General features: G+C 59.2%; 13 protein-coding genes and 1 tRNA gene. 8 read left to right on the plus strand and 6 right to left on the minus strand.

What is annotated here, in order from left to right:
• Positions 1–148: 148 nt before the first annotated feature.
• The 3 genes from BTE54_RS15680 to BTE54_RS15690 all read right to left on the minus strand — a co-directional run bounded on the left by BTE54_RS15680 (position 149) and on the right by BTE54_RS15690 (position 2,935).
• On the minus strand, positions 149–799 hold the full coding sequence (locus BTE54_RS15680; RefSeq protein ID WP_078053056.1) for a hypothetical protein: 651 nt from the start codon (positions 797–799) through the stop codon (positions 149–151).
• Positions 800–1,134: 335 nt separating this feature from the next.
• Complete coding sequence (tig, locus tag BTE54_RS15685; RefSeq protein WP_078053057.1) at positions 1,135–2,613, minus strand: trigger factor; 1,479 nt, start codon at positions 2,611–2,613, stop codon at positions 1,135–1,137.
• Between the two features lie 239 nt (positions 2,614–2,852).
• Positions 2,853–2,935 (minus strand) — tRNA-Leu (locus BTE54_RS15690).
• Positions 2,936–3,598: 663 nt separating this feature from the next.
• Here BTE54_RS15690 and BTE54_RS15695 point away from each other — a divergent pair.
• The 3 genes from BTE54_RS15695 to trmFO all read left to right on the plus strand — a co-directional run bounded on the left by BTE54_RS15695 (position 3,599) and on the right by trmFO (position 6,401).
• A complete protein-coding gene (locus BTE54_RS15695; protein ID WP_004433052.1) occupies positions 3,599–3,745 on the plus strand; it encodes a DUF1127 domain-containing protein in 147 nt (48 codons plus the stop codon).
• A 481-nt stretch (positions 3,746–4,226) separates the two neighbouring features.
• Complete coding sequence (locus tag BTE54_RS15700; RefSeq protein ID WP_003495735.1) at positions 4,227–4,370, plus strand: DUF1127 domain-containing protein; 144 nt, start codon at positions 4,227–4,229, stop codon at positions 4,368–4,370.
• 588 nt (positions 4,371–4,958) lie between these two features.
• Entirely contained in the window at positions 4,959–6,401 is a 1,443-nt protein-coding gene (trmFO, locus tag BTE54_RS15705) for a methylenetetrahydrofolate--tRNA-(uracil(54)-C(5))-methyltransferase (FADH(2)-oxidizing) TrmFO (protein ID WP_198939158.1), read from the plus strand.
• Positions 6,402–6,407: 6 nt separating this feature from the next.
• Here the strand turns inward: trmFO and BTE54_RS15710 are convergent, their stop codons facing one another.
• From BTE54_RS15710 to BTE54_RS15720, 3 genes are read right to left on the minus strand one after another with little or no spacing between them, the layout of a single operon-like run.
• Complete coding sequence (locus tag BTE54_RS15710; protein ID WP_078053058.1) at positions 6,408–7,010, minus strand: TadE/TadG family type IV pilus assembly protein; 603 nt, start codon at positions 7,008–7,010, stop codon at positions 6,408–6,410.
• Positions 7,007–7,573 carry a TadE/TadG family type IV pilus assembly protein gene (locus BTE54_RS15715; RefSeq protein WP_078053059.1) on the minus strand — a complete coding sequence of 189 codons (567 nt, stop codon included), beginning with the start codon at positions 7,571–7,573 and terminating at the stop codon, positions 7,007–7,009. Before BTE54_RS15715 ends, BTE54_RS15710 begins: the two co-directional genes overlap by 4 nt.
• A gap of 1 nt (position 7,574) precedes the next feature.
• Complete coding sequence (locus tag BTE54_RS15720; RefSeq protein WP_078053060.1) at positions 7,575–8,789, minus strand: TadE/TadG family type IV pilus assembly protein; 1,215 nt, start codon at positions 8,787–8,789, stop codon at positions 7,575–7,577.
• Positions 8,790–9,217: 428 nt separating this feature from the next.
• Between BTE54_RS15720 and BTE54_RS15725 the strand changes: the two genes are divergently transcribed.
• The 5 genes from BTE54_RS15725 to BTE54_RS15745 all read left to right on the plus strand — a co-directional run bounded on the left by BTE54_RS15725 (position 9,218) and on the right by BTE54_RS15745 (position 14,532).
• Entirely contained in the window at positions 9,218–10,345 is a 1,128-nt protein-coding gene (locus tag BTE54_RS15725; RefSeq protein WP_003525152.1) for an S-(hydroxymethyl)glutathione dehydrogenase/class III alcohol dehydrogenase, read from the plus strand.
• Positions 10,346–10,632: 287 nt separating this feature from the next.
• A complete protein-coding gene (locus BTE54_RS15730) occupies positions 10,633–11,373 on the plus strand; it encodes a hypothetical protein (protein ID WP_198939159.1) in 741 nt (246 codons plus the stop codon).
• 105 nt (positions 11,374–11,478) lie between these two features.
• Complete coding sequence (locus BTE54_RS15735; protein WP_078053062.1) at positions 11,479–11,742, plus strand: acyl carrier protein; 264 nt, start codon at positions 11,479–11,481, stop codon at positions 11,740–11,742.
• Positions 11,739–13,271, plus strand: a complete 1,533-nt coding sequence (locus BTE54_RS15740) for an AMP-binding protein (protein WP_078053063.1) — start codon at positions 11,739–11,741, stop codon at positions 13,269–13,271. The genes BTE54_RS15735 and BTE54_RS15740 overlap by 4 nt, the downstream gene beginning before the upstream one ends.
• Positions 13,255–14,532 carry a type III PLP-dependent enzyme gene (locus BTE54_RS15745; protein WP_198939160.1) on the plus strand — a complete coding sequence of 426 codons (1,278 nt, stop codon included), beginning with the start codon at positions 13,255–13,257 and terminating at the stop codon, positions 14,530–14,532. Before BTE54_RS15740 ends, BTE54_RS15745 begins: the two co-directional genes overlap by 17 nt.
• The last annotated feature ends 184 nt before the right edge of the window (positions 14,533–14,716 follow it).

A 14,716-nucleotide genomic window follows, 5' to 3' on the forward strand; every position in this document is an offset into this window, starting at 1 on the left:
TCAAGTCTTTGATAGCGAAAGACTCTTTCACGGCGCAGACTCGCCGTGACTGGATGCCGGGTCAAGCCCGGCATGACGGAGGAAAGGTTTTCGCCCCTAAAGAGACTTTCTCACCTGCGAACTAACCGTATACAGACAGCCAGCCCCCTCACCACCGAATACTATACCGCGCACTCACCCCCGGCCGGAAATGATCCGCATAACCCTGATCGAGCGTCCCCCGCACAGTCAGGTGATCGCCCAGTTTCTGCTCCACCGCCACGCCGCTGCTGAACTCGTTGAAACTGTTACGGCTCGCCCCCGTCAGCACAAAGGCCGTGCCGGTCTCGGAGCGGGAAAGGCGCAGCGACTGCGACACATCCAGCCCGTTCCATTGCTGCGCCGTGCCGTCATAACGCACGGTGAAATTGCGGTTCGCCTCGATATCCAGCTCCGGCGTAACGATGCGCTTCTGCTGCGAGGTCACGGAAACGCTGCTCGATCCCGTCAGCGCATTGAAGATGACACCGACATCACGGGCAAGTGAAACGCCTGGCAACTGTTCGGCCAGCAGCGTGACATTACCCCATACCCGCACCGGCGTATCCACCACCTGCCCCGTTTTGGAAGCGCTCATGCCCATTTCCAGCCCCGCGCGAATGGGCGTATCGACCGGCAGTTTCGCACCGATGCGCGCCGTATAGGAACGGTCGGAATTCTTGACCGGCTTCCAGATCAGCCCGGCCTCATCGGCGTGTGCCGCGGTGCCAGCGGCGGTGAAAAAAGACAATAGAAGGGTAAAACCCGCTTGTGGCGACATATCTTGTCCCCTTGCAAATTAAGGGCGCACCGGGAGAACCCGGCAGGCACGGTAAAAGCTTAAGGCCAATGGTTTGGCAGCGATAAGGCCGCACAAGAGCGGCACACAATGCCCGAACGACCGCATGCAGCGGCCGGGGCAAATCATGCTGCGCAGGGTGCCAGATGAACGGGAGATGAACAAGAGCAGATGCAGCAAAAAATCATGCTGCACTGCATTGTGATCGAAACGACGGTAGGGAAGCCCGCGCGACCGCCCAGAAACCGGACGCCCAAAACAAAAAGGCCGCAGCTTTCGCCACGGCCTTCCATTCAATCAGCTTGCACTGAAGAAGATTATTCGGCGTCGCCTTCAGCGGCCTTCTTCTTGGCCGGAGCCTTCTTCTTCGGAGCGGCTTCTTCGCCTTCAGCGGCGTCGTCAGCCTTGGCAGCGGCCTTTTTCTTGGCCGGGGCCTTCTTCTTGGTTTCCGTTGCTTCTTCGGCGTCGTCAGCCAGAAGCTCTTCCTTGGAAACGGTCTTGTCCGTTACCGAGATTTCGGAGAGCAGCTTGTCGATAACCTTTTCTTCGAAGATCGGAGCGCGCAGCGAAGCGGAAGCGCCGGGGGTGTTGCGGAAGAAATCGAGGATTTCCTTCTGCTGGCCCGGGAACTGCTGCAGCTGCTGGAACAGCGCACGCTGCATTTCTTCTTCGGTCACTTCAACGCCGGCCTTTTCGCCGATTTCGGAGAGAACGAGGCCGAGACGGACGCGGCGTTCAGCCAGCTTGCGATATTCTTCGCGGGCTTCTTCTTCAGTTGTGTCTTCGTCAGCGAAGGTCTTGCCGGACTGAGCGAGATCGGTGTTGATCTGGCGCCAGATGTTGTCGAACTCGGCGTCGACGAGGCCAGCCGGCGTGTCGAACTTGTACATTTCGTCCAGCTGGTCGAGAATCTGACGCTTGACCTTCTGGCGGGTGATGTTGCCGTACTGGCTTTCGATCTGGCCCTTGACGATTTCCTTCAGCTTTTCAGCCGATTCGAGACCGAGCTTGGTGGCCAGTTCGTCGTTGATTTCAACAGCAGCGGCAGCAGCAACTTCCTTGACGGTGATGTCGAAGTTGGCTTCCTTGCCGGCAAGGTTCGCAGCCGGGTAGTCGGCCGGGAAGGTTACGGTGATGGTCTTTTCATCGCCAGCCTTGACGCCGACCAGCTGGTCTTCGAAGCCGGGGATGAAGCGGCCCGAACCGAGAACCAGTTCGGCATCTTCGGCCGCGCCGCCGTCGAAGGCAACGCCGTCAACCTTGCCGAGATAGTTCATGGTGACGCGGTCGCCATCGGCGGCCTTGCCCTTCTTGGGCTCGTAGGTGCGGGCGCTTTCGGCGATCTTGAGGATCTGCTCGTTGATTTCGTCTTCGGAGACTTCAACAACTTCGCGGGTAACCTTGATGCCGTCATTGGCCTTCAGTTCGATGGCCGGAATGATTTCGTAGGCAACGGTGAATTCGAAATCGGATTCAGCCGACAGGATCTTTTCGGCCTCCTGCTCGTCTTCGGTCATGGAGATGGCCGGCTGCGTCGCAGACTTTTCGCCGCGGCTGGAAAGGATTTCGGTCGGCTTTTCACGAACCAGCTCGTTGACGAGGTCGGCCATGATGGACTTGCCGTACATCTTCTTCAGGTGGCCCATCGGCACCTTGCCGGGACGGAAACCGTTGATGCGAACCTTGTCCTTGGCGTCAACCAGGCGCTCGTCCAGACGGGCCTTCATGTCGGCAGCCGGAATAACGACCTTGAGTTCGCGCTTCAGCCCTTCAGCGAGCGTTTCGATAACCTGCATTTTCCTAACCTTCACATCATGGCGGCGGTGCTCAGACAGCCGTTGGTTTACTTTCGAGCACTGCGCCGGAAACATCGTTGCCCGGCCGTGGCTTCCCTTATTTCTTTACACAAGCCCCTGCCGGACGCCGTTTAGCCTGCACCGGAAAAAAGACCAAAGGGGAGAAATGAACCCCGAAGCTCCCCGCATCTTATAAAGATGCACTCTGGCGCAAGCGTGGCGCAGCCATGCCTTGCTTGTGGTGCGGGTAGAGAGACTCGAACTCCCACGCCGAAGCGTTGGTACCTAAAACCAATGCGTCTACCAATTCCGCCATACCCGCACGTTGGGCGGCGGTATGTCACAATGTTCAGAAAGGGTCAAGCACGCCTTATCGCCGCCTTTCGTTTCCTCCGGACTTTTCTCATCCCCCGCGCCAGTGGCAGGAGGCGGCCGCGCTCTCCGCTTATTCGCCACCCGCGCCGGGGAACAGGGCGCAACAGCCGGACAGGGGCGATTCTGGGCGGAAACGGCAAGCCGCGCCGCATCCGCCTCCCATCGCCTTCCCAATCCACATGGCCCGGCGCATCGCATGCAGGCGGGCGGAGAAAACAGGCAATATTTATGCGGCTACATTGACATTATATATAGCGCGCGCCGCAGCCCGGTTACCGCATTGCCGGCCCCTGCTCCAGACCAGCAATTGATGGGCTTCCGCAACCTGCCCCGCCACTTATACGGTCATCCCTCACGCCTTCGCACTGCCGAAGACCCAGGCGACCACCAAAAGCACACAAATTGGTCACAAATTATGCATGAATCGCCGCAATCGGCCTGTTTCATCGGCTTGCATTGCAATGCGTGCATAGGTGACATCTTGCTTTGTCTGTTTTTGTTTTGATTAAACCGATTATATTCATGGTCATACAGAGATCGAGTTCAGCCCCGGACCAAAGCCTCCCAAGACTGGCCGCAGAGACTGAACAGCACGAAGAGGAAGATGAAAATGAACATTGCACGCTCGCTCACCAACTGGCGCAAGTATCGTCAGACCGTAACCGAACTCGGCCGCATGACCGACCGCGAACTGAGTGACCTCGGCATTGGCCGTCAGGACATCCGCCGCGTCGCCAAGACCGCCGTCGGCTTCTGATTATAAGCACCGCCGCTTCTTGCGGCGGATGCGAGACGACCTACCCAAAAAGGCCTGAGGCTCCCGCCTCCGGCCTTTTTTCGTTTTGGGCGGTTCTCCGGGTCGAAGCGGCATTGCCACAGCCGCTCGCGGGGTCGGCAGATGAAAAATGCATCGATGGCCGATCATCTGCGCAGCGCCCGGATAGCGTCAGAGCCCCCTCCCGACGCGCCTTTTTACACCGAAAAGCGCCTTTAGCGCCGCCAAAGGCTGCCAAACCTGTCAAAACCGCCTGAAACACAGGCATTTCCGCTCATATTTTGCTCAGATGATATTCAAAGCCGCAAATTTAGCCGACATAGTGCACAAATGCATGGCAGTAGCCTAAATTCTGCACTGCACAACATGGCTCAATGTCTATATATAAACCTCAACAGCCGAGAGCACAGAGAAACGCTGAGCCGGCAGACGAAATCAACAGAGATAGATTGAGGAAACGACCATGAACCCCATCCGCATCGCAAAGAACTGGATCTCCTACCGCCGCACGATCAACGAACTTGGCAGCCTTTCCAACCAGGCTCTGAGCGACATCGGCCTGACCCGTTACGACATCCGTAACGTAGCAGCCCGTTCGTTCCGCTAAGGCGTAAACGATCGTCCCGCTGCCCGACCTCCAGGGCGCGACGATTGAGCGACAGGTAAAAAAGCGGCGCCTCTGGCGCCGTTTTTGATTCTGGCAGGATCTACTGGAAATTCTCGCCAGTCGGCGATTGACGAACATCGGCCCGGCGAACCATGCCATGCGGCACCGCCCCCCTTTCTTGTCGGTGGCTGGTTCGCTACGCTCCTCTCCCGTCGTGCCGGACTTGATCCGGCATCCAGTCACGGCGCGTCTGCGCCGTGGGAAGAGTCCTTTCAGCCCAAAGACCTGGGCTGGCTGGATTCCGGCTCAAGGCCGGAATGACGGAGGAAGATGGTCCACTACCAAAATGCTGCCAACCATCACAGCAAATTACACATCCAGGACGGAAACGAGATCGCTCGTTACGTTCGGGCGGCTCGCGAGCATAAAGACCACATCCTCTCTCACATCCCCATCCTCAAAAACATTTGGCTGCCCCGGCCATGCATGCTAGTGCATCCGCAAACAATGCCGCGTCCTTCGGGACCCGCGCGGAATAATCACTCGAAAGACAGCCGCCGGACGGGAGCCTTTGCCCCGCGGAGGCACATGGACGCCAGCATGCAAGACAAGACCACTTCTCCCATTCACGTCGTGGGCGGCGGACTGGCCGGTTCGGAAGCCGCGTGGCAGATCGCGCAAAGCGGTGTGCCCGTCATCCTGCATGAAATGCGCGGCGTGCGCGGGACGGACGCGCATAAGGGCGATACGCTGGCGGAACTGGTCTGTTCCAACTCCTTCCGCTCCGACGATGCGACGGCCAATGCGGTTGGTGTCATCCATGCCGAAATGCGGCTTGCCGGTTCTCTGATCATGGCCTGCGCCGACAGGCACCAGGTGCCGGCCGGCGGCGCGCTCGCCGTCGATCGCGACGGGTTCTCCGAGGCCGTAACGAAAGAGCTGGAAAGTCACCCACTGGTGACGATCGTGCGCGAAGAGGTGAACGGTCTGCCGCCGAAGGAATGGGGCAACTCGATCATCGCCACCGGCCCGCTGACCTCGCCGGATCTCGCAGCCGCCATCCAGGCCGAGACGGGTGAGGATGCGCTCGCCTTCTTCGACGCTATCGCCCCCATCGTCCACCGCGACAGCATCAATATGGATATCTGCTGGTACCAGTCGCGTTACGACAAGGTCGGCCCCGGCGGCACCGGCAAGGATTACATCAACTGCCCGCTGAACGAGGAGCAGTACAACGCCTTCATCGACGCGCTGATTGCCGGCGACACGGTGGGTTTCAAGGAATGGGAAGGCACGCCCTATTTCGACGGCTGCCTGCCTATCGAGATCATGGCCGAGCGCGGCCGCGAAACGCTGCGCCATGGCCCGATGAAGCCGATGGGACTGACCAACGCCCATAACCCCACGGTCAAGGCCTATGCCGTCGTGCAGCTGCGACAGGACAATGCGCTCGGCACGCTCTACAACATGGTCGGTTTCCAGACCAAGCTGAAATACGGCGTTCAGGCGGATGTATTCCGCATGATACCGGGCCTCGAAAATGCGGAGTTCGCCCGCCTCGGCGGCCTGCACCGCAACACCTATATCGATTCCCCGATCCTGCTCGACCGCTCGCTGAAGCTGAAATCGCGGCCGGACCTGCGTTTCGCCGGCCAGATCACCGGCTGCGAAGGTTATGTGGAAAGTGCCTCCGTCGGCCTTCTCGCCGGACGCTTCGCCGCCGCCGAGCAAAAGGGTGAGAGCCCAAGCCTGCCGCCGGCCACCACCGCGCTCGGCTCGCTCCTCAACCACATCACCGGCGGCCACCTCTCTTCCGATGATGAGCCGGGCAAACGCTCCTTCCAGCCGATGAACATCAATTTCGGCCTTTTCCCGGAACTGGAGCCGGGCTCGATCGTCAAGCCGGAGGGCGTGAAGCGTTTTCGCGGCAAGGACAAGACGATCATGAAACGCCAGCTCATTGCAGCGCGGGCATTGCGGGATTGTGCGACGTGGCTCGGCGAAAGCCAGGTCGCGACAGAGGCTGTCTGAGGCCGATCAGTTCGGTTTGAATGGCGAGCGCTTGAGGTTCCACTTTGCGAAATCCGATTTGCCGCTCCGGTAAGGATATCGCTGGGAAAAGAACGGGTTGACGGCCGCAACATATTCGAATTTGAGCGTGATATCGGCCACCGCAGCGATCAGAGGCCGATAGCTGTACCGCCCAGAGACAACAATGATAGCGTCCTGAGCGACGAAACCGTTGGCGATCACGGTTTTCTCCCAAGGCACATCTTCGGCAGATCCCAGAAAATTGTGGGCGGGAAACTGCAGCCGGGCGACTTTGTCCACCAGTTTGACGCTTCTCAGCGTCAGGTCGAGTTTGCCCGTCTGGAGAATGCCGCTGCCGGAAAGGACGACGAAGCTCGGAACCCCCGTGCGCACCCGTTCCTCGAATTCGGGGAATCTTGCCGCCCAGCGCGCTGAATTGTCGACTATCGTCATGAACCGGTCATAGCTCAGCCAACCCCGCCCGACCTCAATGATCACTGCAAGCATAAGGACGAGCAGCGGCGCCAAAAGCCCCATTTCCACCGCCGCAGCGCCAGAACGGCAACGCCCGAAACCAGCAAGACGCAAAAACCATGTCGTCTTTTTCATTCCGTCACCCGCACGGCAGTGATCGCCAGGGAAATGTTGCGCAACTGATGAATGCCGCCCGTGTCCGGCACGAGGAAACGCGTCGTCGGCATCAAAAAATTCCAGTTGTAACCGATGGCCAGAATGTACTGCCCGGCGGTATCGGCGGGTGGGCGAAAATCGTTCACGATCGGTATGGGCACTTTGGCTTCGGCAATATCGTCGTCGGGAATCGGCAAGAGGGCGATCTTGAGAGTGGTTTCGTCAGTCCCTCCAATGAAATTGGAGGCGATTGCCTTGCGCAACGCAATCTCGGTCGCCGGTTTACCGTCCGACGCCGCCTTGCGGAGATATTCGATACCCGCATTCGATGCGAACGAGAGATAAAGATAATAGAGCATCAGCAGGCCGATTTCGAGCGTCCCGAAAATCAGCGCAAAAAACAGCGGCAACAGCAGAGCCGTCTCCACCGCCGTTGCTGCCTTTCGGTCGCCGAGCAGCCGATAACATTTGGCATGCGCGACCCGGCATCTGCGCGGGCCACCACGGCTTTTATCCCGACGCGGGGAAAGTAAGGACTTCATCTCAGCCCTCTTCCATTCGATCCACGTAGATGAGCTGGAAACCGGTGATGATGCCACCAAAGCTGTCGCTCAGGCCGGTTGCCTCAATCGTCACCCGATAGATCGAGTAGGCCTTGACCCTGAAACTGTAATCCCTCGGCGTCCAGGCAATACTGTTTTTATCCTGGGTCAACTCCCACACCCGCTGCTGGGGTTTCAGGTCAGGAAGGAGCTGTTGGAGCGAGATCTTGATTCCGTTTGTTTTCTCAACGTCCTCGACGGCCCGGCGCCCATTATACCAAACCATGATCTTATATATTCCGGGATGAAGCTCGACATCCTTGTAGATCGAGCTATTGGCTTCGATATTTTTTTTCTTGCCGGGCGCAGGCGGCCCCCAGTCACTATCGAGCTCCATGACATAACGGGTTGGCAATGAGAGCTCGGTGCCCGGATCCTTGTCGATTTCGATTTTGTCGGTGGTCTTTGCCTTATCGACCTCCTTCAAAGTACAGGCTTTGTCGTTGGCGGTAGGGGCCTCGTTGAGTTTCTTGCTCTGCATTCCCGCCGGATAGCCCTGCCAGTTGTGATTGCGGCGGCAGCAGGGGCTGCTCCAATCCTGCAACTCGACGCCGGGGCCGGTCCCGCCATCCCATCCGATCTCCGAATAGGGATAGACACCCCAGCAACCGCCGGGGGTTTCCTTGGTGACGCCGTTTTTCAGAACCCGCTCGACGCCGAGAGCGTTGCTCTCGAACATATTGTCAATGATGACCGCATCATCCTCGGGATAGGGCGGGATGCCCTCGCAAGAGTATGCAAGGCGATATTTCAGCTTCTCGAGATTGAACATCTCCGAGAAAATCAGCCCGTAACTGAACTCGGCATTGATTTTTGTCTCAGTCCATTTCACTTGCACGTCGCGCGAGAGGACCTTCTGCTTCGTGGATTGAATCATCGCATCGAAGGCCGCGGTCACATTGTCGCGCCGGACAGTGTCAAGCAACGTGTAGGTACGTGTCGGCTTGGTGGCTCTTTCGCATGCCATGGCCATGACCCGCTTTGACTGGTTGTAATAGGCCAGCGCCCTGCCACCCTCAAAAAGCAGCCCCAGCAAAATGATAAAGACCGGCAGCAGCAGCGCGGTCATGATGGCGAAGGTACCCGCGCGGTCCCTGAGGAGCGATGAAAACAGGCTCCGTTTCCATGCCGCTTTTTTAATCCGCCTGCTCGTCATCAAAACACCGTTTCATGTCGCTCATCGCCATGGGAAAGGCGCGCTGTGAAAAGCGACAGGCCTTGCTTTCTGCGACGCTAAAAAATGTCCGGCTCGCGCCGGTCGCTCGAAAATTGCTCGTTGGTCGCCGGCGGCGCTGCTTTTCGAGCAACTTCGCCTGACCCCTGAAATACAGGGGTCAATTAACACGCAAACCGTAAATCAAAACTCAATCGGAACCTAAAAATATGAAGCAAATTCATATGCTTAGTTTATTTATTAGTAAATTAGGTCTCGACAATAAAATCGTATAACCACGTAACGGCAGTGCGGGGTTTGCCTTCACGGTTTCTTCCGAAAACACAAACTTGGGCTCGCCCCTTGTCCCTCAAGCCAAGCTCGGGCAAAACAGCCCTGTTCAATCACAAGACAATGCCAGGAGATAAGATATGGACGTTCGCGCCGCAGTTGCCATTCAGGCCGGAAAGCCGCTTGAGGTCATGACCGTTCAACTCGAAGGCCCGCGCGCCGGCGAAGTGCTGGTTGAGGTCAAGGCGACCGGCATCTGCCATACAGACGATTTCACCCTGTCGGGTGCCGATCCGGAGGGCCTGTTCCCGGCCATTCTCGGCCATGAGGGCGCGGGCGTCGTCGTCGATGTCGGACCGGGCGTCACCTCGGTCAAGAAGGGCGACCATGTCATTCCGCTCTACACGCCGGAATGCCGCGAATGCTATTCCTGCACCTCGCGCAAGACCAATCTGTGCACCTCCATCCGCGCCACCCAGGGTCAGGGCGTGATGCCGGACGGCACGTCGCGCTTCTCCATCGGCAAGGACAAGATCCATCATTATATGGGCTGCTCGACCTTCTCAAACTATACGGTTCTGCCGGAGATCGCGCTTGCCAAGATCAATCCCGACGCGCCCTTCGACAAGGTCTGCTACATCGGCTGCGGCGTGACGACCGGCATCGGTGCGGTCATCAACACCGCCAAGGTCGAGATCGGCTCCACGGCGATTGTCTTCGGTCTCGGCGGCATCGGCCTCAACGTGCTGCAGGGCCTGCGCCTTGCCGGCGCGGACATGATCATCGGCGTGGACATCAACCCCGACCGCAAGGCCTGGGGCGAGAAGTTCGGCATGACCCACTTCGTAAACCCGAAGGAAGTCGGCGACGATATCGTGCCGTACCTCGTCAACATGACGAAGCGCAATGGCGACCTGATCGGCGGCGCCGATTACACATTCGATTGCACCGGCAATACCAAAGTCATGCGCCAGGCGCTGGAAGCCTCGCATCGCGGCTGGGGCAAGTCGGTCATCATCGGCGTTGCCGGTGCCGGCCAGGAAATCTCCACGCGTCCGTTCCAGCTCGTCACCGGCCGCAACTGGATGGGCACCGCCTTCGGTGGCGCGCGCGGCCGCACGGATGTGCCGAAGATCGTCGACTGGTACATGGAAGGCAAGATCCAGATTGACCCGATGATCACCCACACCATGCCGCTCGAAGACATCAACAAGGGCTTCGACCTGATGCACAAGGGCGAAAGCATTCGCGGCGTCGTGGTTTATTGATTGGATAAGACAGAGGCGGACGCGCGTAACCGCGCGCGCCCGCCATTCATAGAAATGTGATCGCCTCCAACCCGCTGCAGCCATTGCGATTAACGGGACGGTAAATCTATCGTCGTAAGCCGATACTACGCGGTGGAGTTGAAAATCCCTCCCCGCCCAGAACGACGCCAGATCTGCGGAGAGCGACCCTGAAAATCGTACCGATCGACAACGGAAACCGCGTCGCCGCCGTCGCTCTTCTGGCGAAAGGCTTCCCGGAAAAAAGCGAGGCCTTCTGGTCGCGCGGGTTGTCGCTCGTCAGCGAACATCACGAGCGGCGCGAACTCGGCCCTATCGGGCAATTGCTGATGAAGGGCGACGATGCCGCAGGCGTTCTGCTGACGATCAAAAGCCGTCTGCCGGAGACCGGCAGGATCGTCGTCAACCTGTCCAGCTGGTATGTGGAGCCTTCCTGCCGCTGGTTCGCCCCGCGCATGTTGCAGATGGCGTCCTCCAATGAGGACGAAATCTTTACCGATCTCACGCCCTCTCCCGAAGCCTGCAAGCTGAATGAGAGGCTGGGCTTTGCGACGGTAACCGATTGCACGCTTTTTTATCCGCTGCCCTTTGCAGCGCTTCGCCCGGCAAGCGCACGGCTGCGGGCGCCAGGAGAGATAAAACCGGAAATACTCTCCGCCGAAATGCGCGACCTGCTGGAAGATCATGCCCGTCTCGGCTGCATCGTGGCCGTGATGGAGGCGGAGAACCGCCATTACCCTCTGGTCTTCCTGAAAACCACGACCAAAAGATTGCCATCCGCGCGCCTCATCCATTGCGAAGACCGGCAGGTCGCGCAAAGGCACATATCCACAATCGCCCGCCACCTTCTTGGCCATGGCCGGCTTGCGCTGACCATGGCGGCAATGGGCGCAGAGCGAAAGGCTGGCGGGCTTGCCGCACATAAATCTGCACCGATACAAGTAAAAGGCGCATGGAACCCACGATTTATTAACGAAGCATACTCAGAGTTGGTGTTATTGCCACCGTAGGTATTTTAGTGAATCGTGCGCGACTTGACGGAATCTTGGCCTTTACAGAAAAAGCGCCGTTCCGGGCAGGTCATTGGGAAAGACGCGGGAAATCGGAGAACGAGCATGCTTGCAGCGAAAAAGAGTGAAATCGACGTTGCCGATACCATCTATTCCTACCTCTCCAACCGTTTTCCCGCCTATGCCCCCTTTGCCGCCGATACGCAGCTTCTCGAAGGCGGCGTAATCGATTCGCTCGGCTTTCTGGAACTGATGATCTTCCTCGGTGAAAGTTTCGGCATCATTCTCGATGACGAACATTTCACGCCCGACAATCTCGGCACGCCGGCCGATCTCATCGCCTTCGTCCTCAGGGAACGGAGGAGATGACGTCCCATTTCCTGCTGCACCACCTGCTTACCGCCCGCGCGGCGAGCGACGATCAGGCCCTCGTCCACAGGGACCGATCGCTGAATTATCGCGAATTTGCCGCAGCGGCGGCCCGTTGCGCGGCGGCATTGCAGGAAGCCGGAGCGCAACGCGGAGACCGCGTCGTCATCTATCTGCCGCGCGGCATTCAGGAATGCTGGTCGATCTTTGGCGTGAGCATGGCGTCCGGCGTCTTCGTGCCGGTGAACGCATTGCTGAAGGCGCAGCAGATCCGCCATATCGTTAAGGATTGCGGCGCAAAAATCGTCATCAGCGACGCCGCGATGATGGATGAGCTGAAAGCGGCACTGGAAGACCTTCCCGAGGTCACGGTCCTGCTGGCGGAAGAGATAGAGGCCCCCGCCGAGACACTCGCCCGGCCTTCAGCGGCAATCGGCGAAGACCTGGCCGCCATTCTTTATACCTCCGGCTCCACCGGCTCGCCCAAGGGCGTGATGCTGTCTCACCGCAATCTTCTGGCCGGCGCGCGCATCGTGCGCACCTATCTGGACATCACCGGTAGCGACCGCATTCTCTCCCTCCTGCCCTTCAGCTTCGATTATGGCCTGAACCAGTTGCTGACGGCGGTTGAACAGGGTGCGGCCACGATCATCTCCACCTTCCGGCTGGGCGATGAGATCGTCCGTAATCTGCGCGACCATGCCATCACCGGTCTCGCCGGCGTGCCGACGATCTGGGCGATCCTGACGAAAGCGGCCCCGTCGCTCACAAAGACGCCTCTGCCGCATCTGCGTTACATCACCAATTCCGGCGGACGCGTGCCGCAGGAAACCGTAAAAGCGCTGCGCGAGAAGCTGCCGGATACGAAAATCTACCTGATGTATGGCCTCACGGAAGCCTTCCGCTCCACCTTCCTGCCGCCCGATGAAATCGACCGCCGCCCGACCTCCATCGGCAAGGCCATTCCCGAATGCGAAATCTTCATCGTCACCGCCGAGGGACAAAGGGCAAAGCCCGGTGAGCACGGCATTCTCGTGCATCGCGGCCCGACCGTCTCGCTGGGTTACTGGAACCGGCCGGAAGATACGGCAAAGGTGCTGCGCCCGCACCCCTTCATTCCGGCGGCAATGGGCGGCGAGACCGTGTGTTATTCCGGCGATCTGGCGGTGGAGGACGAGGATGGTTTCTTCAGCTTCGTCGCCCGCAACGATGCGATGATCAAATCGTCGGGCTATCGCATCAGCCCGACCGAGGTTGAGGAAAGCCTGATGTCGACAGGCCTTTTCCAGCAGGTCGCCGTCATCGGCCTGCCGGACCCCTTTGCGGGCGAGAAAGTCCATGCCGTGGCGACTGCCGCCAACCAGAATATCGATGTAACGGCGGCTCTGAAGAAGGCCGCCGAAATGCTCGCCCCCTTCATGATCCCGCGCGCCATAGAACTGGTGGAACGGCTGCCGGTCACGGCCAATGGCAAGGTGGATTACCGCGCGCTGGTGCGCGAACGGACGGACAATGGCGCCAACGGATAAGCCCCAGAGCCACGGCCCGGCTTTTGCAGCCGCGTTGTTCGACACAAGCGAGAACGATCTGATGATCGGCGGACTTCCCGTGCGCGATATTGTCGCCGGGACCGGAACGCCTTGCTTCCTCTATGACGCCGCCGCCATACGCCGCGCCTATCGCGATCTCGAAACCGCGCTCGGCGGTTTTGCCGATATCTATTATTCGGTGAAAGCCAATCCCCTGCCCGCCATCGTCTCGCTTTTCCGGCAGGAAGGTGCGGGTGCGGAAATCGCTTCCGTCGGCGAATACCGCGCCGCCATTAAGGCCGGTGTCGCAGCGCAAAACATCATCTTTGCCGGCCCCGGCAAAGGCATGGCCGAGCTGCGCGAAGTGATCGAGGGCGGCATCGGCGAAATTCACATCGAAAGCGCCGAGGAAATCGACCGCATCGAGGCAGTCGGCAAGCCGGTCAAAGCCTCGATCCGCATCAATCCGGTGCCGGATGCACAGGCCGGCGCGATGCGCATGGGCGGCAAGGCCACCGCCTTCGGTTTCGACGAGGAGGAGCTGGAAAATGTCCTGCCGCTCTTCAAGGACGCCCGATATATCGATCTCGTCGGCGTCCATATTTACGGCGGCACGCAGATCCTCGATGCCGACATGCTTGTCTCCCAGTGGCGACACGGCATTTCCCTTGCCGCGCGCATGGCCGAGATGCTCGGCAGGCCGCTCGAAACCATCGATCTCGGCGGCGGTCTCGGCATTCCCTATTTCGCAGGCGAAACGCCGCTCGATCTTGAAAAAGTGAGCGCCGCCATTGCCGATCTCAAGGCGCTCCTGAAGGCGCATCCGCTGATAACCGACGCCCATGTCATCGTCGAACCCGGCCGTTTCCTCGCCGGTCCCGGCGGCGTCTATGTGGCGGAGGTGAACTCGGTAAAGACCTCGCGCGGCACCACCTTTGTGGTGATGGATGGCGGCATGCACCATCACCTGGCCGCTTCCGGCAATCTCGGCCAGATCGTCAAGCGCAACTATCCCATCGTCGCACCGGCCATGATGCTGGCGGAGCATGAAGAGACGGCAACCATCGTCGGCCCGCTCTGCACGCCGCTCGATACGCTTGCCCGCAATGCGGCGCTGCCGAAGCTCAAGGCCGGCGATCTCCTCGCCATCCTGCAATCAGGCGCCTATGGCGCCAGTGCCAGCCCAGCGGGCTTTCTGAGCCATGCGGCGGCAAAGGAAGTGCTGGTAGAGAATGGGGTGTTTGAGGTGATCGGGCGCTGAGGACGTTTGGTAGCGAAAACCGTAGCCGGCTTTCCTAAGGGCACACATTTGGCTGCCTACCTCGGAGCTTCCTCCAACCTCCCTCATTCCTGTGCTTGTCACATGAATCCAGTCGACGCACGTCCGTGCGGCGGGAGGAGTCTTTTCAGCCCAAGGACTTGGGCTGGCTGGATTCCTGTGACAA

The organism is Agrobacterium sp. YIC 4121, assembly GCF_002008205.1.
Classification (GTDB): Bacteria; Pseudomonadota; Alphaproteobacteria; order Rhizobiales; family Rhizobiaceae; genus Agrobacterium; species Agrobacterium leguminum.